At 61.8% G+C, this 23,808-nt stretch carries 20 protein-coding genes; 2 read left to right on the top strand and 18 right to left on the bottom strand.

The features are described from left to right. Positions 1-39: 39 nt before the first annotated feature. From ACSOSP_RS37210 to ACSOSP_RS37190, 5 genes are all read right to left on the bottom strand, one after another. Positions 40-1,101, bottom strand: a complete 1,062-nt coding sequence (locus ACSOSP_RS37210) for a sugar phosphate isomerase/epimerase family protein (protein WP_455314019.1) — start codon at positions 1,099-1,101, stop codon at positions 40-42. Between the two features lie 44 nt (positions 1,102-1,145). Then, positions 1,146-2,108: a substrate-binding domain-containing protein gene (locus ACSOSP_RS37205; RefSeq protein WP_455314017.1), complete on the bottom strand. Its 963-nt coding sequence runs from the start codon at positions 2,106-2,108 to the stop codon at positions 1,146-1,148. Between the two features lie 62 nt (positions 2,109-2,170). Next, positions 2,171-3,187: an ABC transporter permease gene (locus ACSOSP_RS37200; RefSeq protein ID WP_455314016.1), complete on the bottom strand. Its 1,017-nt coding sequence runs from the start codon at positions 3,185-3,187 to the stop codon at positions 2,171-2,173. Continuing rightward, positions 3,168-4,655: a sugar ABC transporter ATP-binding protein gene (locus ACSOSP_RS37195; RefSeq protein ID WP_455314015.1), complete on the bottom strand. Its 1,488-nt coding sequence runs from the start codon at positions 4,653-4,655 to the stop codon at positions 3,168-3,170. Before ACSOSP_RS37195 ends, ACSOSP_RS37200 begins: the two co-directional genes overlap by 20 nt. Before the next feature lie 2 nt (positions 4,656-4,657). Further along, on the bottom strand, positions 4,658-5,677 hold the full coding sequence (locus ACSOSP_RS37190) for a LacI family DNA-binding transcriptional regulator (RefSeq protein ID WP_455314014.1): 1,020 nt from the start codon (positions 5,675-5,677) through the stop codon (positions 4,658-4,660). Between the two features lie 191 nt (positions 5,678-5,868). On the opposite strand from ACSOSP_RS37190, the gene ACSOSP_RS37185 reads away from it, so the two are divergent. After that, positions 5,869-6,573, top strand: coding sequence for a class I SAM-dependent methyltransferase (locus ACSOSP_RS37185; RefSeq protein ID WP_455314013.1), 705 nt, complete (start codon positions 5,869-5,871; stop codon positions 6,571-6,573). A gap of 24 nt (positions 6,574-6,597) precedes the next feature. Here the strand turns inward: ACSOSP_RS37185 and ACSOSP_RS37180 are convergent, their stop codons facing one another. The 13 genes from ACSOSP_RS37180 to ACSOSP_RS37120 all read right to left on the bottom strand — a co-directional run bounded on the left by ACSOSP_RS37180 (position 6,598) and on the right by ACSOSP_RS37120 (position 21,763). Beyond that, positions 6,598-8,415, bottom strand: a complete 1,818-nt coding sequence (locus ACSOSP_RS37180; protein WP_455314012.1) for a cytochrome c biogenesis protein DipZ — start codon at positions 8,413-8,415, stop codon at positions 6,598-6,600. Positions 8,416-8,487: 72 nt separating this feature from the next. Then, positions 8,488-9,003, bottom strand: a complete 516-nt coding sequence (gene msrB / locus ACSOSP_RS37175; protein WP_455314011.1) for a peptide-methionine (R)-S-oxide reductase MsrB — start codon at positions 9,001-9,003, stop codon at positions 8,488-8,490. A 784-nt stretch (positions 9,004-9,787) separates the two neighbouring features. Then, positions 9,788-10,258, bottom strand: a complete 471-nt coding sequence (locus ACSOSP_RS37170) for a hypothetical protein (RefSeq protein WP_455314010.1) — start codon at positions 10,256-10,258, stop codon at positions 9,788-9,790. Positions 10,259-10,616: 358 nt separating this feature from the next. Then, entirely contained in the window at positions 10,617-11,804 is a 1,188-nt protein-coding gene (locus tag ACSOSP_RS37165) for a thiolase family protein (protein ID WP_455314009.1), read from the bottom strand. 29 nt (positions 11,805-11,833) lie between these two features. Beyond that, complete coding sequence (locus tag ACSOSP_RS37160) at positions 11,834-12,538, bottom strand: SDR family oxidoreductase (RefSeq protein WP_455314008.1); 705 nt, start codon at positions 12,536-12,538, stop codon at positions 11,834-11,836. 69 nt (positions 12,539-12,607) lie between these two features. Further along, a complete protein-coding gene (locus ACSOSP_RS37155) occupies positions 12,608-13,039 on the bottom strand; it encodes a MarR family winged helix-turn-helix transcriptional regulator (protein WP_455314007.1) in 432 nt (143 codons plus the stop codon). A gap of 70 nt (positions 13,040-13,109) precedes the next feature. After that, on the bottom strand, positions 13,110-14,165 hold the full coding sequence (locus ACSOSP_RS37150; RefSeq protein ID WP_455314006.1) for an ABC transporter ATP-binding protein: 1,056 nt from the start codon (positions 14,163-14,165) through the stop codon (positions 13,110-13,112). Positions 14,166-14,171: 6 nt separating this feature from the next. Then, positions 14,172-15,815, bottom strand: a complete 1,644-nt coding sequence (locus ACSOSP_RS37145) for an ABC transporter permease (protein WP_455314005.1) — start codon at positions 15,813-15,815, stop codon at positions 14,172-14,174. 12 nt (positions 15,816-15,827) lie between these two features. Then, positions 15,828-16,853, bottom strand: a complete 1,026-nt coding sequence (locus ACSOSP_RS37140; protein ID WP_455314004.1) for an iron ABC transporter substrate-binding protein — start codon at positions 16,851-16,853, stop codon at positions 15,828-15,830. Between the two features lie 87 nt (positions 16,854-16,940). After that, complete coding sequence (efeB, locus tag ACSOSP_RS37135) at positions 16,941-18,212, bottom strand: iron uptake transporter deferrochelatase/peroxidase subunit (protein WP_455314003.1); 1,272 nt, start codon at positions 18,210-18,212, stop codon at positions 16,941-16,943. A 48-nt stretch (positions 18,213-18,260) separates the two neighbouring features. Then, positions 18,261-19,400, bottom strand: coding sequence for a hypothetical protein (locus ACSOSP_RS37130; RefSeq protein ID WP_455314001.1), 1,140 nt, complete (start codon positions 19,398-19,400; stop codon positions 18,261-18,263). 38 nt (positions 19,401-19,438) lie between these two features. Then, complete coding sequence (locus ACSOSP_RS37125; protein ID WP_455314000.1) at positions 19,439-20,992, bottom strand: carbohydrate porin; 1,554 nt, start codon at positions 20,990-20,992, stop codon at positions 19,439-19,441. Between the two features lie 360 nt (positions 20,993-21,352). Then, complete coding sequence (locus ACSOSP_RS37120; RefSeq protein ID WP_455313999.1) at positions 21,353-21,763, bottom strand: hypothetical protein; 411 nt, start codon at positions 21,761-21,763, stop codon at positions 21,353-21,355. On the opposite strand from ACSOSP_RS37120, the gene ACSOSP_RS37115 reads away from it, so the two are divergent. Beyond that, positions 21,758-22,918, top strand: a complete 1,161-nt coding sequence (locus ACSOSP_RS37115; RefSeq protein ID WP_455313998.1) for a branched-chain amino acid ABC transporter substrate-binding protein — start codon at positions 21,758-21,760, stop codon at positions 22,916-22,918. The genes ACSOSP_RS37120 and ACSOSP_RS37115 overlap by 6 nt on opposite strands. Positions 22,919-23,808 lie beyond the last annotated feature (890 nt).

The following is a 23,808-nucleotide window of genomic DNA, read 5'->3' as shown; positions in this document are numbered from 1 at the left end:
GGGCCTGGCGGGCGGACGGGCGTTCGGTGCTTCAAGGCCTCAAACTTGCGGCCCTAACCCCAGCAGCCCCCGTATTTGCTCACCGTTCGCGCCACTTCCGGCAAAGTCATCGAACGCGCGGTCCGCTACGTGAATGATGTGCTTGCGGATATATTCCGCCCCTTCCCTTGCGCCGTCTTCCGGATGTTTCAACGCGCACTCCCATTCAAGCACGGCCCAGCCGGGAAAATCGTACTGCGCCATCTTCGAAAAGATCGCCCCGAAGTCGATTTGCCCGTCGCCCAGCGAACGGAAGCGCCCCGCGCGATCCACCCAACCCGAATAACCGCCGTACACGCCCTGCCGGCCATCAGGACGAAATTCCGCGTCCTTCACATGGAAGGCCTTGATGCGTTCGTGATAAATATCGATGAACTGAAGGTAGTCCAGTTGCTGCAGCAAGAAATGACTCGGATCAAAGAGAATGTTCGCTCGCGGATGGGCGTCCACAGCGGCAAGAAAACGCTCGAACGTCACGCCGTCGTGCAAATCCTCGCCCGGATGCAACTCATAGCAAACGTCCACGCCGGCTTGATCGAAGGCATCCAGCAACGGCCGCCAGCGCCGCGCCAATTCTTCGAACGCGGCCGCAACAAGACCCTGCGGACGCTGCGGCCACGGATACAAATAAGGCCACGCCAGCGCCCCCGAGAACGTCACGTGCGCGCTCAATCCCAAGCGCTTCGATGCCGCCGCCGCGAAGCCGACCTGCTCGATCGCCCACGCGGTGCGAGCCTTCGGATCGCCGCGAACATGCGCTGCGGCGAAGCCATCGAAGAGCGTGTCGTAGGCCGGATGAACCGCTACAAGCTGCCCCTGCAAATGCGTCGATAACTCCGTGATGCTCACGCCCGCGTCGTCCACTATGCGAAGCAGATCATCGCAATACGCGTCGCTTTTTGCCGCCTGCTCGAGATCGATCAGCCGCGGATCGCACGGCACCTGGATACCTTCATAACCCAGGCCCTTTGCCCAGCCCGCAAGATGCGCGAGGTTGTCGAAGGGCAACGTATCGCCTAGAAACTGCGCCAGGAAAATGGCGGGGCCTTTGATGGTTTTCATGTGCATCGATCCGCTAACGTGGCTGCCTTCATGCCGTCAGTCAATCAGAACGGCGAGTTCGGATAGTAGAACTGCTTGGCGTTCTCCTTCGTGATCAGCACCGAAGGAATGATGGTCGTCGGCGGCAGCTTCTCACCCTTCAGACGCGCTTCGGCGGTGAGCTTGATCGCGTCATAAATGAACTTGGGCGAGTACGACACATCCGCCTGGACCAGCTTGTCGCCGTCCATGATCCGCTTGACCGCTTCCTTCGATCCCGCGCCGCCAAACACCTGCTTGATATCCGTACGCTTAGCCTGGTCGATCGCCTTCAGCACGCCGATCATCATGTCGTCATCGGCCGCCCAGACTGCATCGATATGCTTGAAGCGCGTCAGGTAATCCTGCATGACCTTGAAGGCGTCATCGCGATTCCAGTTGGCGTATTTGGCGTCGAGGATCTTCATGTCGGGATGCTGCTTGATCACCGATTCAAACGCGGCCCAGCGTTCGTTATCGAGCGTGGTCGGAATGCCGCGCAACGCGACAATGTCGCCCTTGCCGTCCATGGTCTTCGCCAGGTATTCAGCCGGAAGCTTGCCGAACGCGGTGTTGTCGCCGGCTACGTAGGCGTCCTGCGCGCTGGTATCGGTCAGCCCGCGATCCACCACGGTCACGTACACGCCCTTCTTCTTGACCTGCGCCACCGGTTGCGTCAGCGACGCCGATTCGAACGGGAAAATCACCAGCGCATTGATCTTGTTCACCGTCACCAGGTCCTGCAACTGGTTCGCCTGTTCCGGTGCGCCACCCGCGGTCTTGATGATGACCTTCAGGTCCGGATGCGCTTGCTCCAGTTCCTTTTTGGCCTCGTTGGCCCACCACACGATGCCACCGGTGAACCCGTGCGTCGCGGTGGGAATAGCGACGCCTAGAATGACTTTATCGGCGGCGCTGGCCGAGACGGCGCTCGCTGCCAGCGCTATCGCGCCGAGTGAGCCACCGAGTACGCGAAGAATGTTTTTCATGCTGTGTCTCCATTGTTTTGACAGGCGCCTGAGAGGATTTCCGGGCGCGGTTCGAACACACTTCAACGACGTCCACGCTGTAAAAACGCTACGAAAATAATCACGGCGCCCTGCACCGCCGCATTGAGATACACGCTGATGATGCTCGTGAGATTGAGGATGTTCGCAATCACCGACAGCAGGATCGCGCCGATCACCGTCCCGATCACGCGCCCTTCGCCCCCTCTGAGCGCAGTGCCGCCAACGACCACCGCTGCGATCGCTTCAAGCTCCCAGAGCAGGCCCGTGGTCGGCGTGGCAGACCCGAGGCGCGGCACGTACAGCACCGTCGCCACGCCCACGCATAACCCAAGCAGCACGTACGTGACGATCTTCACGGAATCCACGCGAATGGCCGCATAACGGGCGACTTGTTCGTTCGAGCCGATAGCCTGCACATGCCGCCCAAACACGGTCCGGTTCAGCACGATCACACCGCCCGCCGCCACGATCAGGAACACCCAGATCGGCACGGGAATCCCGAAAAGGCTGGCGTAATACACGGGGCCGTAGAGATCGGACAAAGTGTTGTCGAGCGTAAGCGCCCCGCCATCCGCGAGCCACGTCAGCACCGCGCGGAAGATCCCAAGCGTTCCCAGTGTCACGATAAACGGCTCTATGCGTCCCTTGGTCACCAGCAGACCATGCGCCAAACCAAAAAGACCCCCTAAAACAAGGGCTAAAATGATCCCGACAGCAATAATGGCAAGCGGTGCAAGCGTGTGTCCGCGCACGCCGTGCGCGAGTGCATTCATGACCCAGATCATGCTGCCCGCGATCAACGCGGCCATCGATCCAACCGACAGATCGATACCGCCCGAGATGATCACGAAGGTCATCCCCACCGCAATGATGCCGATGAACGAGGTTCGCGTGAGGACGTTCATCGCGTTGTCGAAGGTGGCGAAGTCCGGGTTCAGCAGCGTGCCGCCTATGCATAGCGCGACCAGCCCGAGCAGCGGCCCGACGCCATGCAGCCGCCGTGCGAAGCTGCCCAGGCGGCTCGATCCTTCAACGCCTTCAGTGTGTGCCGGTCGCATGGGCGATCAACCTCTCTTCAGTCAGGTGTCCGGGGCCAAGGGTCGCGACAAGCTCGCCGCCGCGCATCACCGCCACGCGATGACATAAACCAATCAGCTCGATCAGTTCGGATGAGATCACGATCACCGCGCGGCCTTCGGCGGCGAGCGCGTGGATCAGGAAGTAGATATCGCGTTTCGCGCCGACATCGACGCCTCGAGTGGGTTCGTCAAGCACCACCACGCGTGGATCGGGATGCAGGAACTTCGCGAGCGCCAGCTTTTGCTGATTGCCGCCCGACAACATGCGCGCGCGGCTCGCCAGGTTGCCAGTGCGGATCCCGAAGTCGCCGACCGCTTTTTTCAGCGCATCGCGTTCCGCATGTCCGTCGAGCAGCGGATGCGCGTAGCGTTCCAGCGTCATCATGGTGAGGTTGTCTTTCAACGCCATGTCGACGTGCAGTCCACGCCCCTTGCGATCCTCGCTCAGATACGTGATGCCGTGTTTCATCGCGGCGCGGGGATTGCGCGGATTGATGTCCTCGCCATCGAGCGTGATGCGCCCCGCCGTGCGCGCCCGCAAACCGATGAGTCCCTCGAAGAGTTCCGTGCGTCCCGCGCCCACGAGTCCCGCGAAGCCGAACACTTCGCCGGCGCGCACCGAGAAGCTCACGTTTTCCGCCCAGCCCGGCACGCAGGCGTTATCGACCTTGAAGGCCACGCGCGCATCGGCGGGGATCGCGGGTTTATCGGGGAACATGTCTGACACTTCGCGCCCGACCATCAGGTTCGCCATCTGCTGGCGCGTGGTCTCGGCGGTCAATCCTCGCGAGACGAAGCGGCCATCGCGCATCACGATGACTTCGTCAGTGACGCGTTCCACTTCGTCGAGTTTGTGCGAGATATAAATGATGGTCACGCCGTCGTCCTTCAGCCGCGCCATCAGTGCGAACAGGCGTTGCGTTTCAGCGGGCGTGAGCGTGGCGGTCGGTTCGTCCATGATCAGCAGGCGGGCATCACGCAGCATGGCCTTGGCGATTTCCACGAGCTGCTTCTCCGCGACGATCAGGTTGCGCACTCTGGTATCCGGCTGCTTGTGCAGGCCAACGTCGGCGAGACGCGCGCGTGCGGCCTCGCGCATGGCGGGTTCATCGAGGAAGAGACCACGCTTTATCTCGTGCCCGAGAAACATGTTCTGCACGATGCTCAAGTGATCCGCGAGGTTCAGTTCCTGATGGATCAATACGATGCCCGTGGCTTCGGCATCGCGGGAACTATCGAAGGTCTTGGGCGTGCCGTCGATGGAAAACGTACCCGCGCTCGGACGTTCGTAGCCGGCGAGGATCTTCATCAGCGTCGACTTGCCCGCGCCGTTTTCGCCAAGCAAGCCGTAGATGCGTCCGGGGGCGAGGTCGAAGCTCACGCCATGCAGCACGCGTACAGGTCCGAACTGTTTTTCGATGCTATCGAAGGCGACGGCCAGGCTCATGATCACGCGCTCCTTCGTATCATCAGCTTGTGCGGCAGCAGCACGCCGGGTACATGCACGTTGGGTTCGCGCAGGCGTTTGAGCAGCAATCGCGCGGCGGTTTCGCCAAGTTCGCGCATGGGTTGAGCGACCGTCGTGAGCGGTGGATCGATTTGCGCGGCAACGGCAATATCGTCGAAACCGATCACAGCCATGTCGTCCGGCACGCGCAAGCCAACGCCGCGCAAGCCGTTGATCACGCCGATGGCGAGGGTGTCGGAGACGGCGAACACTGCCGTCGGTCGGTTGCGTCGCAGGCGGGTCAGCTTGCGCGCAGCGGTTTCACCGGCCGCGTAGTCGAGGGTATCGAGGTCGACTTGCCACGCGGGATCGGCATCGATCCCTGCAGCGCTCAAAGCATCCCGATAGCCCTCCGCACGCTGGCGGCTATATAAATATCCGTGGCCTGAATTGATCAGCGCGATTTTCCGGTGACCCTGGCTGAGCAAGTGGCGAATTGCGTCGCCGGCGGCTTCATAGTTATCGATACCTACGTACGGCACGCCCGCTGCGGGATCGAACTCGCAGCAGGCTACCCAGGGCAGCGTGGCGGCTTCCTCGACCAGCGCCTGCTGAATCGCGGCAGGGTCGAGGCAGATGGCGCCGTCAGCGCGGCGGCCTCTTAGCAGATCGAAGTAACTGCGTTCGCGGCCGGGATCGGCGCCTGTATCGCAGAGCAGCATGAAATAGCCGTTTTGACGGGCGACACTGTCGATGCCGCGAACGATGGCCGCGTAGAACGGATTGCCGAAGTCGGGGACCAGGGTGAGCAGCATGCGGCTTTCGGCCGTGCGCAAATTGCGGGCGAGTTCGTTGATTCGATACCCGCTTGCCGCAACCGCCGCGAGCACTTTGTCGCGCGTAGGTTCGCGTACGTTAGTGTGACCGTTGAGGACGCGAGAGACGGTCGCGACCGATACGCCCGCCTTTTGAGCGACGTCAGAGATCGAGATTTCATCGGCGGTGCGCAATGTTTCCGTCATTGGTTTCCACTCGCGCCCACGGATGTAATGGATTACATTATTGGAGTACGAGCGGCCGGGCGCGATAGGGACAAACGCGGACCGCGACGGCAGATAGCAGCGGGTTCGGACCAGCCTGGAAAGGCAGATTCCAAAACAAGCGCATACTACGTCCCCGTCTCCCCGCGCGGCTTCACTTTCGCGCCTCCCTGATGCCCGGTTACCTGACCAAGCAAGAAAACATCGCCGTTTCCGGCGTTGACGACCTCATCATCCGTTCGCTGCTGGACCTTCAGCAATTCTCCGATCCCGCCGGCGACGCCGAACGAATCGGCATCTCCTCGGCCATGTGGCCGTTATTCGGCATGCTGTGGCCATCCGGCGCGCACCTCGCCGCGCGCCTCGCCTTAAGGCCGGTGCTGATCGGTGAACGCATTCTTGAAATCGGTTGCGGACTGGCGCTCGCCAGTCTCGTCGGACATCGGCGCGGAGCAGATGTGACCGCCAGCGATTGCCATCCGTTGACCGGGGACTTCCTGAAAGAAAACTTGCGCCTGAACGACTTGCCGCCCATGAAATACCGGCACGGCAACTGGTCCATCCCTGAACTGGAAGACACCCTCAACGATGAGGCGGGACGGCGCATTGTCGATGGCCGCTTCGACCTGATCATGGGCAGCGACCTGCTCTACGAACGCGATGCCAACGCGACGCTCGCCGCGTTCATCGGACTGCACGCATCGTCGGCGGCCGAGGTCTGGATCGTGGACCCCGACCGGGGCAACCGCGCCGCGTTCAACCGGCAAATGGGCGAACGCGGCTTCCAGATGCGCGAGGAACGGCTGGATAAAATAGCCTTCGACGATACCGCCGCCTATAAAGGCCGATTGCTGATCTATCGCTTCAACGACGCATAAAACCTCTCGCCATGGCTTCCCGGCTCAACCGAACGTGAACGCATACGCCTCGACTCCCGGGTCCAGGAATTCAATTGCGAACGTGTGATCCTTTACATCGCCCGACTGCCGCACGAGTTGATATAAGCGCTGCTCGGTGACCGTGCCGGTGCCATCGGCCATGACATCCGAGCCGTGCGCGTTGCCTGGCGCGGCGCCATCGATGCTCACGCGAAACCTCACCGGCTTGTTGTCCTTTCCGGGTCCCAGCACGAGATGCAAGTCCCTCGCATGGAATCGATACACAATGGTTCCCGTCGAAGCCGCCAGCGACGCTTGCTCCGAACCCACGTTCCATGCGCCCGCGAGACCCCATTCATTCAGCGCGAGTTGACCGGGCGCGGCATAGGTGTGAACGCGGTCGTGCGATTCGCCGCCCTTGCCGGCAAAATTCTCCGCGCGTTCGTAGCCTACGTAGGTTTCCGGTGACTGCATGTCGGCGTTATCGGCGGCCATTTGCACGCCCTTGGCTGCCGTGTCGTCGCTGACCATTGCGCCCGCATTCGCGTGACCGGCTTCCGCGAGCAACTGCTGGATCACCTGCTCCGAATGTGCATAGTCGCCTTCGCCAAAGTGATGGAAGCGAACCTGCCCCTTTGCATCGATAAAATAATGCGCCGGCCAGTACTGGTTACCAAACGCACGCCAGATTGCGTAGTTGTTATCGATGGCCACCGGATAGTCGACGCCCAGATCGTGCGTCGCGCGCTTGACGTTGTCCACGTTACGCTCGAACGCAAACTCGGGCGCATGCACACCGATCACCACCAGCCCCTGATCGCGATACTTCTGCGCCCACGCTTTCACGTAGGGCAACGAACGCAGGCAGTTGATGCACGAGTAGGTCCAGAAGTCGACGAGCACGACCTTGCCGCGCAAATCCTGCGCCGTGAGCGGCGGCGAATTGAGCCATTGAACGGCGCCGGACAGCGACGGTAATTCTCCTTCCACCGGCAGCGACAGCGGCGCTTCCGGGCTCGCGGCTGCACGCATCATCGCGGGCGCGGCGGCATCGGTTGCCGCGGTGGTCTGGGCAGGTGCGGCCGCATCGCTATTGCCAGCCTTCGCCTGCGCGGTACCACCGGACAACGTGTCCACCAGCTTCTGTTCGATGCCACCCGTCGCAACGGTCGACACACGAGCCAGCACGCCCGTATCGAGTCCTAACGAGATGGCGACCACACCCAGCAACATCGCCGCGCCAATACCACGACGAATCCACTCGCCTGCCCCGAGCGAGCGTTTCATCGCGGCAAACACCCGGCCGCCGATGAGCAATGCCACCGCCAGCGACGTCGCGGCGCCCGCCGCGTAAGCGACCAGCAGCAGTGTCGTGCCGACACTTGCTCCACGCAATGCCGCGCCTGTCAGCACAAGGCCCAGGATCGGGCCGGCGCATGGCGCCCACAGCAAACCGGTCGCAATGCCCAGCAGGAACGACGAGCTTGCGCGCACTTGTTGTCCGTCAGCTTGCGCAAACTCGGACAGCCGATTTCCCGCGCTGACAAAAGGACGCATGAGGCGTTCTGCGAAGCTTGGCAAGAGCAACGTCAAGCCGAAGATGCCGAGCAACGCGACAGCCAGCCAGCGGCCGTACTGGTTCGCCTGTGTCACCCAGCCGCCGCCCACTGCCGCGAGTGTCGCGACTGCTGCGAACGTGATGGCCATGCCGGCAAGCAAAGGCAGGCCGCTGCGCACGAACGGTTGGTCCGCCCGCGAGAACACGAAGGGCAACACGGGCAGGATGCAGGGGCTAAGGATAGTGAGCGCACCGCCAAGATAAGCCAGGACAATGAGTAACATGAGCGTGCAAGTTCTTAGGTCTTTAGGTGGTCGGGGTCCGACGCGGAACAGTTTCGGTAGCTACGCGCCGAGTCATGCAGCGGCGGGTTTGAACGTCATCGCCAGGCCGTTCATGCAATAACGCAAGCCGGTGGGCTTGGGGCCGTCATCGAAGACATGGCCGAGATGTCCACCGCAACGCCGGCAATGCACCTCTGTACGCGATACGCCGAACGACAAGTCCTCATGCGTTGCCACCGCGTGGTCGAGCGGTGCCCAGAAGCTCGGCCAGCCGGTGTGGCTGTCGAACTTCGTACGTGACGAAAACACATCAAGCTGGCATCCGGCGCACGCGAACGTGCCGCTACGATGTTCGTCGTTCAAAGGGCTGCTGTAAGGGCGTTCCGTGCCTTCGTGGCGAAGCACGTTGTATTGAGCGGGAGTGAGCAGGCGGCGCCATTGGTCGTCGGGATGAACGACTTCGAACGATTCATCGGTGCTGTTGCCGCTTGTTCCGGTCGCGCCTAACACGCGACGTTGATTGAACGCGGCGAATGCCGCTGCGGCAAAAATGCTGCCTGCAAAAATAAACCGGCGCCGGGTCTGCATGATGTGCTCCTGAACAAAACTTACGCTTTGAGGAATGCCGGTCTTTGTGAACGGCCTTCCGGGTCGCGACGGGGAACCGTGCTCAGGTTCATGACAGGCAAACACGTCAATCACGGTTTTAATCCGTTGAAAACGAAAAAATCGTGATTGATTTTGGAAGCCTGTGGCCTATTTCAACTGGCTCTTGAATGTGGCTCGGGTTTAACAAGCCAGACATTCACCGTGCGTCTGTTAGCTAGTTCGTGCAGGAGAGATAGTTGGTTACACGTAACCGATCAAATTCGTTTGGCCGGCGCATCCGGATCCAGTAGGCGGGGTGTATTTTCGGTTACGCTATATTTATTGAAATATAGCGTAACACTGCCGACATGCTTAGTGTCAGGTTTGATATGGGCGGTAGTTTGCACGGTCAGATGGTGCTTGCCCGAGAGCGTACGGGGCGAAGCGTGTTCGTGTCAGGATTCGCGAGAAGGAGGGGTTCACACATCCGTGGCTCTGGCGAGCACCGTGCTTTTGGGGTGCCAAAAACGCGGAAACCGCACGCTAGGTCAACTTACGAGCCCGCGTTTTGAAAGCGTTTTCTTTGCTTCGTTTCTTTGTCGCTTTGGACAAAGAAATGACGCGCCGCCACGCGCAGTGGCTAATAGTGCTAAAGAAATCAGGTGACTCAAGCAGGTCACCAAGGCCGAAAGCACCAACCCTGCATTGACCCCTGACCACTAACCCCAATAACCCCGCAAACCACCAAACCCTGTCCACCGGCGCAAGCGAATAACCACACCCCTTATCGAACCATATACCCCCGATCCGTCATGCACTCGCCATACGAACGCCAGTACTGAACCATCGGCGGCTCGGGCGGCGGCAACGCCGGCATAGGCGCATCGGCAGAAGTCGAACTCGCATTCGCCGCAGCAAGAGCATCCGCAGCCACACCGGGCGTGGGCGTCGAGGACGCTTCGGTCGCCGATGCCAAAACCGGCGCCGACCCGGGCGCAATCGCCGATGGCAACGGCGCCGCCACGTCAACCGGATGCACAGCACCGGGCTTCACGGTCCTCGGCTTTTCAGGCGCCTGCGACACGTGCGCCATTACTACGCCGGTATGTTGATTGGCGTAGCTGTAACACATGGCTCTATCGATACGGGTTTGTGCCGGATTCTGGCTGCGCATTGGAATGGCGAGCGGTTGTTGCGCAAGGGCGCTGGTGCTCAGCAACAGCACGGCAATGCCGGCGGACAGGGGGATTCTCATAGCTCGTGCACTCCGGGAAACAGGAATGGCGACGCCCGGATCAAGCTGATTCCGAGGCGCCGCCAAACGAGCTTTCACCTTACTGTCCGCGTGCCGTACTTATGCGAAAGACTATCGCTGAAATCCGCCAACTTTTCGCATTATTCGCCCGTTTAGCGCGTTGGACCGCGTTTGTTGGACGATGCCGAGCGATACGAGGGCCTCGCAAGCCATGCCGCGCAACTCGGGAATCGGCCTTGTGCAACGCACCACGACTCATGCGTTTCGTGATGGCGCGCTGCTGACGCGTGCCTCAACGATCGCTAATACAGACACGCCTACTCAGCCCCCCGTACGGTCGCCCTCGCAACCCGCTCAATCAAACGCTTTCCAGCGCCAGCGCAATCCCCTGCCCGCCGCCGATACACAGCGTCACCATCGCTCGCTTCAAACCGTCGCGTTTCATCGCGTGGGCGAGCCGCGTGACCAGCACCGCGCCGGTTGCGCCAATAGCGTGGCCATGTGCAATCGCGCCGCCTTCGGGGTTCACCACGTCATCGGGCAGACCCAGTTTCCGTGCAACCGCGATTGGCACGGCAGCAAAGGCTTCGTTGATCTCGATGCGCTCCAGATCGCCCAGCTTCCAGCCTGCGCGATCCAGCGCCTGCTGGACGGCCGGGACCGGCCCAAGACCGAACATGCCCGGTTCGACCGCCGCAATGCCGTATGCGACCAGACGCACCGATGCCTCGATCCCCTTGCGCTCGGCGAACGCGCGGTCCGCCACGAGCATCGCTGCCGCGCCGCTGTTCAGGCCCGGCGCGTTGCCCGCGGTGATCGTGCCGTCGGGGCGGAATGCGGGACGCAGTTTTGACAACGTCGCGAACGTGGTGTCAGGCCGCGGCTGTTCGTCGACATTGAAGACAGCGCTGAGCTTGCCCGCCTTCACCTCCACGCCGACAATCTCCGCCGCAAACCAGCCCTTCGCCTGCGCTGCGGCAAAACGTTGCTGCGAGCGCTCGGCGAAGCGGTCCTGCGCTTCGCGCGTGATGTCCATCTGCGTGACGAGATCTTCCGTATGCCAGCCGGAGTGCTTGCCGGAGAAGGCATCGTCAAGGCCATCGCGCAACATGCTGTCGTGGATTTCCGCGTTGCCCATCCGATAGCCGAAGCGCCCGTTATCGAGCAGATACGGCGCGCGGTCCATGTTCTCCATGCCGCCCGCCACCGCGAGCTGCACAAAGCCGGCCGTGATCTCGTTAGCCGCCGATACAATCGCCTGCGCGCCCGAGCCGCACACGCGGTTCACGGTCAACGCGGGCACCGAGACCGGCAAGCCGCCGTTCACGGCCGCCTGACGCGCGGGATTCATACGGTTGCCCGCCTGGATCACGTTACCCAGGGTGACCGAATCCACGTCCTGTCCCGAGACCCCGGCACGCCGCAGGGTTTCACGGACCACGGCCGCGCCGAGGTCCGTCGCCGGCGTGCCTTTCAGCGCGCCGTTGAATGCACCGATCGCGGTCCTGACCGGCTCGCACAGCACGATTTCACGTTGTTGGCTCATGACTTTTCGCTCCTGATTGACCAGAAAACTTAATGCGCCGGCGTGAGATAGGCCGGCGTTGCCGATGACAACGACGCCTTCACGTTGCGGCCGATGTCATCGACGAGAATCTCTTCCTTACCTTGCTCGATGCCGTCGAGCACCTGACGCACGACGTCTTCCGGCGATGTCTTCGGCGCGTCGATCCCGGCGGTCATATCGGTATCGATAAACGCCGGATGCACGCCCACCACCAGCGTGTTCTGTGCGCGCAGTTCGGTGCGCAAGCCGTTCGTGATCGCCCACGCGGCGGACTTGGACGCGCTGTACGAACCCGTGTTGTCGATGGTCAGCCAGCTCAGCACCGACAGGATGTTGACCACCGCGCCGCCGCCGTTGTGCTTGAGGATCGGCGCAAAGGCCTGGGTAACCGCAAGCGGACCGATCACGTTGGTCTCGAGCTGCGAGCGCACGGCATCGATGGCCGCGCCATCGAGCAACGAACCGCCGATGATCGCGCCGGCATTGTTGATGACGACCTGCACGTCGGTCAGACGGTCGGCCGCTGCGGCAATGCTCTGCGCATTGGTCACGTCGAGCTGCACCGCTTCGACGCCGGGCACCTTGACCTGGCTTTTATCACGCGCCGATGCATACACTTTCGATGCCCCCGCCGCCAGCAACGCCTTCGCAAACTGCTCGCCAAGGCCGCGATTCGCACCGGTCACCAACACGACTTTTCCTTTGATTTCCATATCAAACTCCGTAGTGCATATGCACTTTATGAGGTAAAAAAACGCCCGGCGGCACGCCGAGCGAGTGTTTCATTCCGCCGATGTCAGCTCCAGCAGCGACTTTCTCAGTTCCCCGGCGCGTTCCCGGCCGAACTTGTCTTCAAATTCCCGCTGTGCGTCGCGCCAGCGCAGCGATGCTTCGCCGAGCGTCTTCTTGCCTGCGTCCGACAGCGACAGCGCAACAGCCCGCGTGCTGGCGTCTTGCTGGGCGGCCGTGACCAGCCCGTCGCGCTGCAGCGGTTTCAATGCCCGGACCAGCGTGGTGCGTTCCATCACCATGGCGTCTGCGAGGTCGGCCATGGTCACGCCCGGACGGCGATGGATTGCGGCAAGCAGCGTGAACTGCGCCGCCGTCACACCTGCCTGGCTGACATGGCGCTCATAAAGCTGCGACACAAATCGCGCCGCCTGACGAATGGCGAAGCAGTTGCAATCGAGGTAGGACAAGTCTTGGGAGGTCATCGCCTGATTATATTTGTGTATATGCACTTTGTCAAATAGGGGCGATGACCGCCATGACATCAGCCTTCAACTATCCCTTTGGATAAGCCACGACATCGCCTTCGACCGACAGCGCGATGCGCTCGCCGACACGCGGATGCGAATGCCCTGCCACGCGAATCTGCACACCGCGCTCGCCTGTGAGGGAGCGCAGCATGACGCTGGCATCGTGGCCATAGAACACGACTTTCTCGACTACCGCCTGAACGCCGTCACCTTCCGCACGATGACCGGAAACGATCCGGATCTGCTCCGGCCGGATCATCACATCGACATCGCTCGCGACCACGGTGCGCGCGATCGGCAAGGTGCCGAACTCGCATATCACCTGCTTCGAATTCCCGGAATCGATCAACCCCGGCACGATCACCGCGTCGCCGACAAAACTCGCCAGCTCACGCGACACCGGCCGCCGATATACCGCCTCCGGAGAGTCCGTCTGCACGAGACGGCCACGCCACAGCACCGCGACCTCGTGCCCGAGCGACAACGCCTCGGCCTGATCGTGCGTCACCAGCACTGCGGTAGCGCCCGTGGCCGCGAGCGCGTTCGCCACGGCTTCACGGGTTTCGATCCGCAACGCGGCATCGAGGGAAGAAAACGGTTCGTCGAGCATCACGAGCGAGGGCGACGGCGCAAGCGCTCGCGCCAGCGCCACGCGCTGCTGCTGCCCACCGGACAATGCCTGCGGCGCGCGGTCGCCATACGCCGCCGGCAGACCGACGAGCGCCAGCAATTCATCCACACGATACCGCGCTCGCCGCTGCTGCCGCGGCAAGCCGAAGACGATGTTATCGGCGACAGAAAGATGCGGGAAAAGCGCGCCTTCCTGCGGCACATAACCTATGCGTCGCGCTTCGGACGGCACGTGAATGCCCGGCCCGGCCACGCGCACGCCATCGATCTCGACGGTGCCTGCATCTGCCCGCTCGAAGCCGCACAGCACGCGCAAGAGTGTGGTCTTGCCGCTGCCTGACGGCCCGAGCAAGGCAAGCAAGGTACCGCGTTCCACCGATAAATCGACGCCATGAAGCACGGGTTGACCATCGAAGGATTTGGTCAGGCTGGTAACGCGAAGTTCGCTCATATCGATTTACTTGTCAGGCGGCGAACCGGCCTGTAGTCCTTCTTTTAAAACAGCCGCACGTCCCGCCACTGCCGATCGCCCGAGCAACGTGAACAACGCGATCGATGCCGCCAGCGAAATGCCCACGAGCAATGCGGCATACGGCGCGGCGGCAGCAAACGCGAGTGTCGATGTATCGATCCAGACTTGCGTGGCGAGCGTGCGTGTACCGCTTGGTGATAGCAATAACGTGGAATTGAGTTCGGTGACGACCGAGATGAAAACCATGGTGGCGCCTGCGCCCAGACCTGGCCCGGCCAGCGGCAAGAGCACGCGCCGCACGGTTTCGCGCCAGCTCAGCCCAAGCGACCGGGCGGTCTCTTCAAGACGCGGCTGCGCTTGCGTGAACGCCGCGCGCACGCTGACGAGCGCGAGCGGCAGGAACAGAATGGCATAAGCCACGACCAGCAACTCGGCGCTCTGATACAGCGGTCTCAACGCGTGCACGGCCAGCGACACGATCGCCAGCGCGACCACGAGGCTCGGCAAACCTTGCGCGAGAAATACGATGCGCTCAAACGTAGTCGCCATCCTGCTTGGAAAACGGACCAGCAGGAACGCGAGCGGCACGCACGCGAGCGTGGTGACGACCGCAGCGGCGCAACCATAGCCAATCGATGACAGCGTCGATTCGATCAGCAGTTCCGGCGACACTTCCGCCGGCGTGATCGCGGCGGCGCCGCTTTGCGTCAGCCAGAAACCGATCATGCCGATAGGCACGCCCAGCGTCACGATCGCCAGCAGGACGAACGCGGCGACCACCGCCCATCGCCACGTGCCGAGTTCATAACGCAGTGCGGCGCGCCTCACGCCGCGATCGACGCGTTCATAGCGCGAACGGCCGCGTACGCGCATTTCGAGCGCGAGGCAGAACAGGCACATCGCGATAAGAATGCAGGCGAATACCGACGCGCCGCTGCTGTCGAAGCTGGTCCTGTACTCGGCGTAGATCTGGGTCGTGAAGGTCCGAAAGCGCAGCAGCGTGAACGCGCCAAATTCCGACAACACGCCCAACGCCACCAGCAGCATTCCGCCAAGCAGCGCCGGCCGCAATTGCGGCAGCACCACGCGCAAGAACACGCCAACACGCCCGCAACCGAGCGAGCGCGCGCTTTCTTCAAGCGCCGGATCCATGCCGCGCAGGGCGGCGGCAACCGGCAAATAGACAAGGGGGAAATACGCGGTGGAAATCACCAGCAACGCGCCCGCGAAGTCCTGCAAATCGAGGCTCAGCGAGACCCACGCGTAACTCGTGATGAAAGCCGGCATCGCAAGCGGCGCAACCGTGAGCGCCGCCCACAGTCGCCGCCCGGGCAAACGCGTTCGTTCGATAAACCAAGCTGCCGCCGTCCCGACCACCGCCGACACGAGCGTGGCGCTTACGGTAATCGACAGCGTATTGATGAGCAGCTCGCCCACCAGCGGCCTGAAAATCAGTTCGATGGCGTCATCCCAGCCGAACGTCACCGCGCGATACACCGTGAAGGCGAGCGGCATCAGCACCAGCAGCGCGCACAATCCCGCCGCCACGAGCAAACCCCGCGGCGCGCGTTTGCGGCCGCGGGGCTCAGGCAGCGCGGATACGCCAACCGCCTTCACAACATCGCTCATACTCTCCTGCGCTTACAGTAGTCCGGCTTGACGCATCAGCTTCGCGGCCTTGCTGTCATCGCCGAGTTGTTCAACCGTCAACGACGGCGGGCTCAACTGGTCGAAAGGCTTGAGCAGCGGATCGGGAGAAACGCCCGCATGCAGCGGATATTCGAACGCGATCTTGCCCTTGGCCATCAGTTCCTGCGCACGTTCGCTGACGAGATACGCCAGGAACTGCTGCGCCGCCTCCTGGTTCTTGCTCGACTTCAAAACGGCCGCGCCCGATACGTTCACGAGTGCGCCCACGTCGCCGTTGCCGAAGTGATAGATCGCGCTGCGCGTTGCGCTGTCGCCCAGTTGCACGTGCAGGCGCGCCCAGTAGTAGTTGTTCACTACGCCCGTCGCCACGCCGCCGCGATTCACCGCTGCGACCACGCCTTCGTCGTCATCGAAGATCTGCGCGTTTTTCTTCAGGCCCTTGAGCCATTCGAGCGCACCTGCTTCGCCCTTCATCGCGATGACCGCGCTCACCACCGGCAGGAAATCGCCGTCGCTCGGTGCAATGCCGACCTTGCCTTTCCATTCCGGTTTGGCGAGATCCATCAGCGATGCCGGCAGTTGCGCCGCATCGATCTTCTTCGTGTTGTAGACCAGCACGTTCTCACGCGCGAGCACGCCGACCCAGTCGCCCTGCGGCGAGTTGTAGCGCGACGGGATGGTCGAGAGCGTCGATGCATCGGTTTTGGCGAGCAGGCCCTTCTCGTCCAGCAGCATCAGTTCGGGCGAATTCTCGGTGAAGTAGACATCGGCGGGAGAAGCCGATCCTTCCGCGACCAGTTGCGCCGCCATGGCCGGGCCTTCGCCGTTGCGAACCTTCACCGACACACCGGATTGCTTCTCGAAGTCCTTCGCCAGCGCGGCCACGACCTGCTCGTGTTGCGCGTTGTACAAGGTCAGCGTCGCCGCTTCCGAGTTCAGCGGCAACGCCGCTGCGGCAGCCAGCACCGCAATGCCGCAAAGCGTGCGCAGCACGGGCAGGGAGCGTGTGGTGTTCATCAAAGTCATTCCTTTTGTTGTGGTGCGCCGGCGTGCGTTAGCGTATGCCGGCGTGTGCTTTAGCCTGGGCTTCCGGCTTGCCTTGAATCAGGTGTCGAACAGCCCCGCGCCGATAAACGAACCCGGCCGCACGCCCGGCGGACAGGCGAACACCGCGCTGCCCACATGCGTGGTGAACTGGTTCATCATGTCGAACTTCGCCAGCCGTTCGTTGATCGGCACGAAACCGGTGCGCGGATCGCTTTGATGCGCGACGAAGATCAACCCCGCGTCGTACTCGGTTTCCTGGCGCCATGGCGGCCAGCGCTCGATATAAAAATCGGTGCCGTCGTTATACGAATACGAACGGCGCAGGATCTGCGCGCCGTTGTTCGTTGCCTGGTTCGACAAACGCACGTGCGAGTTTTCCGGGATCACCTGGTTGCCGTCTTTATCGACGGCATCCAGGTCCAGTGCATCCATTTCGTGCTGCTTGCCGATCGGCGCGCCGCTGTATTTTTCGCGGCCCATCACCTGCTCCTGGAAACCGCGCTCCATGGTGTCCCAGTGTTCCAGCGTGATACGGATACGGCGCACGACCGTGTACGTGCCGCCGTTCATCCACGGCGCGTCCGGTGCGTTGGCCCACACGAACTGATTCATCAACGCCGGTTTCGCGGTCGACGGATTGTTCGTGCCGTCCTTGAAGCCCATCAGGTTGCGCGGCGTCTGTCCGCGCGGGCCGGAGAGGAAACCCGCCTGCGCCCAGCGCATGGCCACGATGCCGTAGCCCATGCGTGCAAGTTGGCGCACGGCGTGGAACGCCACTTGAGCGTCGTTGGCGCAGGCCTGGATCAGGATGTCGCCGCCCGTTTTCTGCGGCAGCAACTGGTCGCCGTTGAAACGCGGCAAGTCGACCAGTGCAGCAGGCCGGCGTTTCTCCAGACCGTAGCGATCCTTGCCTTCGTGCGTGAACAGCCCCGGGCCGAAACCGAACGTGATCGTGAGGCCCGCTGCACCCAGGCCGAGGATATCGCCGGAATCGGGTGCCGACTTGTCATCGGCGGGCAAGGGCTTCGCCGTGTCGCCGCGCGACATGCGGGCGGCGGCGTCCGTCCACTCTTTCAGAAGACCGATCACGTCTTCACGTTTATCGGTCGTGAGATCGAGCGACGCCACGTACGTATGGCTCTGCTGCGGCGTCACGATACCCGCCTGATGCTCGCCGAAGAACGGCTCGACCATGAGCATCGGGTCGATGGGTTGCTTGAACGGTGCCTTGGTCGCGGCATGCGCGACTGAACCCGCGCCCAACGCCGCGCCCGCGGCTACGCCCGCCTTAAGAAAGCGGCGGCGCGGTGGATCTTGATCGTTTGCCATGATGTCGCCCTGCTATTGCAATTACTTCGCTTTGCTTAACTACTTACCTTACTTCGCCAGGACCAGCGTGTTCACATCGTCCTGCACGTAATAAAAGCCGTCACCTTCAGGTGTCATCGCGATGCCGAACAAGTCACCATTGCCCGGCGGCGATTGCGCCTTGTCTGTATCGATCCAGCGTGCATACAGTTGCTTGCCCGTCGTCGGATCAATTTCCACGACCTGGCCGTTCAACGCATTCGTGACCAGCAAGTGGCCGTTGGGCGCCGTCACCATCGCGAGCGGACGATGCAGGAAACCATCGGCGGTCAACTCGCGGCCAACGCCCGCGCTGGTATCGCGTGTCATGGGTTCATCGATTTCCGTCACGCGGTTGCCAATAGCGTCCGACGCATACAGCAGCTTCTGATCCGGCGATAACGCGAGCCCCGTCGGACCGACCAGGAACACGCCCTTGTCGGCCTGCGCGCCGAAACCGCTGGCGATCACCGTTTCCTGCTTGACCACCGGCGCCTTGCCTTGCTGGATATCCAGGTCGAGGCGCAGGATGGTCGCCTGCTTGAACACTGGCGGATTGCCGTCCGCGCCGCCCACGCCGAAGCCTGCATTGCTCAGGAACAGCGTGGCGTGATCGCCGTTATCGACGACCGCCATGTTGCCCCACGGATCGTTGATGTTCGCGCTGACAATGGTGGACGCCACCTTGCCCTGGTTGTCGAGCACGATCAGGCAGCCCGCGCCCTTGGTGCCGGTCGTACCGTCGTTGCTCGGCGTGCTGCCGACGATCACCCAGCCCGACTTCAGCATGGTCATCGCGGTGGAGAGGCCGATACCGCCCGGACACTCCTTCAGGTCGCGCGGCACGGTGGCGAACACCGTCATCTGCTTGGTGTCCGGATGATAGTTGATGATCGTGCTGCCGGTACCCTGCAGGTTCGCGGAATTGTTGAAGTTGCCCACCAGCACGTCACCCTGCTTGACCGTGCCCGACGACACCGGCGCGACCACGATCGCATACGGGTTCTGGTCGCCGTTGGACGGCACCGTGTTGATCAGCGTGGTGTGCTTGTGAATAGTCTCGAGAAAGCCGATCGGGGCTGCGTTCGCCGCGCTGCTGAAAAGACCGCCCACCAATAACGCGGCCGACGCAGCGGTCGAAAGCGTGGCGGATTTGATAAGTTGTTTCATACAAAAGCCTCGGGTGCGTGCGTTCAAGGTCACGCCGATCAGAAAGTGATGGTGGTGCGCACGCCGACGACCAACGTGTTGCGCAGCGGCTGCGTGGGATCGTTCGGATTCTGGCCGGCGCCCGCGTTGAAGGTGTATTGCAGGTCACCCTGCATGACCCACCACGGGTTGACCTGGTACTGATAGGTCGCCTCGACCGCGGTTTCCTGCGTGCGGATACCGTACGGGCCACCGCTTGCGGCTGCGGCCGCGACATCGAGGTCGTGCGCGTGGCTGCCGATCTTGATGTAGGCGAGGCCAAGGCCCACGCTGTCGTTGTCGCGGCCGGCGAACGGAGCTTTCATCACAATGCCCGCGTTGGCGCTGAAGCTCACCAGATTGCGGTCGCCCGGCGCGCCCATCACGCGCGCAAATACGCCGATGCTGCGCGGTTCGTCCGGGTTCGGACGCCAGATCATCTGGTCCGCGACGGCGTAGAAGCTGTAGTTGCCGTTATGGTTTTGCGGCGTGCCGCTGCTCAGCGGATTGGCGAGCGACAGGCCGGTGTTATCGATGTTCTGGTCAGCGAAGCGTTCGTTGTTGTACCAGAAGCCGATCTTGTACGTACCGGGCAAACCGGTTTGCGGCACGCCTTCCATCTGGCCGTCGGACGGCTGGTTGATCGAGTACTGCAATTCGCCGATATACATCGCGCCGTTATGCAGGTTGAAGTTCGTGCCGCTGAGATTGTTCGGGTTGTTGCCGAGCGGATCTGCATCGAACACGCCTGCCAGTGCGGTCAATGAAGGCGAAATCTGACCGCGCACGCGCACGCCCAGTCCGGACAGCGGATACGCCGGACCGCCCGAAGGCATGTCATACGACGGCAGGCCCGGCCAGCCGAACATGGTGTTCACGAACGTGGCCGCATAGCTGCTGACCATGAACTCCTGGTCAATACTCTGCTGGCCGACCTTCACGTCCACGGCTTTGTTCAGGAACGACTGCTGATACCAGAGCTCCCAGAGGCGCGTGGTGTCCTGTGCTTCGATCCCGCTCGCGGTGTTCAGCGTGCCGAGGTTGAACTCGCTCAGGTTGCGGCCGTGGATCTGCAGCGCGCTCACGTTGAATGTGCCACCCGGCAGGCCAAAGGCCTTTTGCGTATCGAGGCCAAGGGTGACCGTAGTCAGGCCATCGTAGGTGCCGCCGGTTTGCAGGCCGCCGCGCGCGTTGTAGAGATATTCCGATACTTCCGTCGCTTGCAGCGTCACGCCGTACTGGCCGAGAAATGAGCGAATGCCGCCCATGTCGCCGAGCAGGGTCGAACGCGACCATGTGCCGGTCCACTGACCCGCCGGCTGCGCCTGAATCTTCAGGTCGGCTTCGGGTGTGTCGGAAGGAGTTGCGTCAGGATTAGCCGATGCGTCCGCGGCAAACGCCGCCGAGAATGCGGCCGATGAGGCCAGCGCAAACAACGCCAGGGTGGTACCGAGCACCGCCCGGCGCAAAGGCGCACCACGGCGCTTGATGGCAGCGCGCAGTGTCGCGTCGGGGCGTGAATCGTGTCGCGATTCAGCGCGCGATTCGCGCGGAGCGAGCTGGACGGGTTGCATCGAAATCCTCTTTCTTGTTGCGACGGCTGATAACGCGTCGTGTTGATTGTTCTAAAGACGTTGCAACGGCAAGGGCAACCAGCCCCGCACATCAGCGCTGAAACGTCCTCCGGGCCACCATCCAGAAGGCGCCAGCGAAGCGAATCGTACCCACGCAAAGTTTGAACGTCAATATAAATGAGAACGATTCTCATTATAATTACAGAGAGGTAAAAATAACATTACAAATACCATTCTTTACGATTAGATAACTTCTTTATTCGAAACTATTCAGTAATACATTTGATATATATGAACAATATTGCGGCTCCGTATTGTTCCCGATCAACTCCCGCTCGGTTTGTGCCGCAATCTTCAGCGTCAAACGGGGCAGATGATCGCCCGCATCAGGGTATTGCCTGAGGGGGTCAACAACGACGGCAGTGCCAGCTTGGGGAGCTTCGGCAATCCGCTTAAACCCGCTATGCCGAAATCCGCATTGCCGATGCGACGAACTGCCAAGACGCCGGTAATTTGGCTTCCTAAATTGCATCTGCTGCTGGTCGCCACGCGAGTTCGTTCAACAAGCTCAACCGGCTTTTTCGTCCACACGATAATGGCGGCGCACACGGGCAAATCCCGTCTTGCTCGCAGCGTGGCCACCGTGGTGCAGTCGTGTACTCGAAAACGGAGTTGAAACGTGTAGATAAAACCAAAACGCGAAAGCGAAAGCGAAACCTGATCGCCCTGCTCGCCGGACCTGTCCAACCCCGAAGGAGAATAAAAGTGCATCTTCGAACCAAAATCAAACCGCTTGCCTGGATTCTTGCGTGCGCTGCCGCCACCCTGGGCGCATTGCCGCTCTCGGCCGCGGCCGACACATTCGACGTCAAGGTCGGCTTTGCCGCCCCGCTGACAGGCGCCAACGCAGGTTACGGGAAGGACCTGCAAAACGGCGTGCAACTGGCGCTGGATGAAGCGAACGCGAAGAAGATCCAGATTGGCGGCAAGACGGCCAACTTCGTCATTCAGGCCGAAGACGACCAGGCTGACCCGCGCATCGGCGTGCAGGCGGCGCAAAAACTGGTGGATGGCGGTGTGGCTGTCGTCGTCGGCCACTTCAATTCGGGCACGACGATTCCGGCGTCGCAGATCTACCAGACCGCCGGCATTCCGGTGATCGATCCAGCGGCGACCAATCCGACCATTACGCAGCGAGGGTTCGACAACGTCTTCACCGTCATTTCCAGCGATGCGCAGAACGCCGGGACCGCCGGGACGTACGCGGTCACGGTGACGAAAGCGAAGAAGATCTCGATCATCGACGACCGGACGGCCTTCGGCCAGGGTGAAGCCGATGAGTTCGAGAAAGCGGTGAAGGCGGCGGGCGGCACGATCATCGCGCGTCAGTACAGTGATAACCAGACCGTCGATTTCAGCGCGCAACTCACGGCGCTCAAGGGTGCGGGCACCGACCTGATCTTCTTTGGCGGCCTCGACCGGCAAGCGGCGGCGGTGGCGAAGCGGATGAGGCAGTTGGGCATCAACGCGCAGTTGGTGGGCGGCGGCGGCGTGATGGACGCGGACTTCCTGAAGCTTGCCGGCGATGCGGCTGATGGCGCGATGGCGTGGGAATACGGCAGTCCGCTTGAGAAGCTGCCGCAGGGCAAGGCGTTCGCCGATAAATTCCAGAAGCATTTCGGCGTGGCGATTCTCTCGTATTCGCCGTTCGGTTACGACGCTGCATGGGCCGCGATCAATGCCATGCAGAAGGCTAATTCCATCGATCCGAAGGTCTACCGGCCAGTGCTGAAGGCTATTTCGTTCCCGGGCATTACGGGCACGATCGCCTTCGACAATAACGGCGCGTTGAAGAATGCTTCGTCGACGATGTATCAGGTCAAGGGCGGCGCGTGGGTGCCGATTGTGACGAAGAACGGGACGTAATTCGTGGGTGGCGCGCAGCGCTGTAGGGGGGCGCTGCGCGGAGGTTAGCGGTTGGGGTTGTCAGGTTCTTGGGTTAGCGGTTTTGGGTCTATGCCGGGGTGCTAGGTTCTTGCGTTAGCGGTCGGAGTCATTGCCGGGTTGCTAGGTTCTTGCGTTAGCGGTCGGAGTCAGTGCCGGGTTGCCAGGTTCCTGCGTTAGCGGTCTGAGTCAGTGCCGGGGTGCTAGGTTCTTGCGTTAGCGGTCGGGGTCAGTGCCGGGTTGCCAGGTTCCTGCGTTAGCGGTCTGAGTCAGTGCCGGGTTGCCAGGTTCCTGCGTTAGCGGTCTGAGTCAGTGCCGGGTTGCTGCTTTCGGCGTTTGTGGTCTGCTTGAGTTGGCTCATTTCTTCATCACTTTTAGCCACTGCGCGTGGCGGCGCGTCATTTCCTGGTCCTTAGCGACAAAGAAACGAAGCAAAGAAAGCGCTTTCAAAACGAGGGCTCGTAAGTTGACCTAGCGTGCACTTTGTGCGTTTTTGGCACCCCAAAAGCACGGTGCTCGCCAGAGCCACGGATGTGTGAAACCCTCCTTCTCCGAACACCGATACCCACACGCTTCGCCACCAGTGACTGAACCTGCAAAAGGGGCACCCCGCGCTATCCGCGTAAAACCATCCACCAAGTAAGTATGCGCAACGGACCTCGTAGGCAACCCTCCTCGAAACGAGGCCGCGAAGATGCGTGAGGCCGTACCCAACGAATGTAACCCCGCCAGTCACGCTGACCAAGCAGGTAAACCGCGACGAGCCGTAGTAGCAGATACGCGTGGGGCCGTGCGGGTTTTCTTGGCAAGCGTGCTTGCCCGAGAGCGTACGGGGCGAAGCGTGTTCGTGTCAGGATTCGCGAGAAGGAGGG

Source organism: Caballeronia sp. KNU42 (genome assembly GCF_053760385.1).
This window is presented reverse-complemented; position numbering and strand designations above follow the sequence as displayed.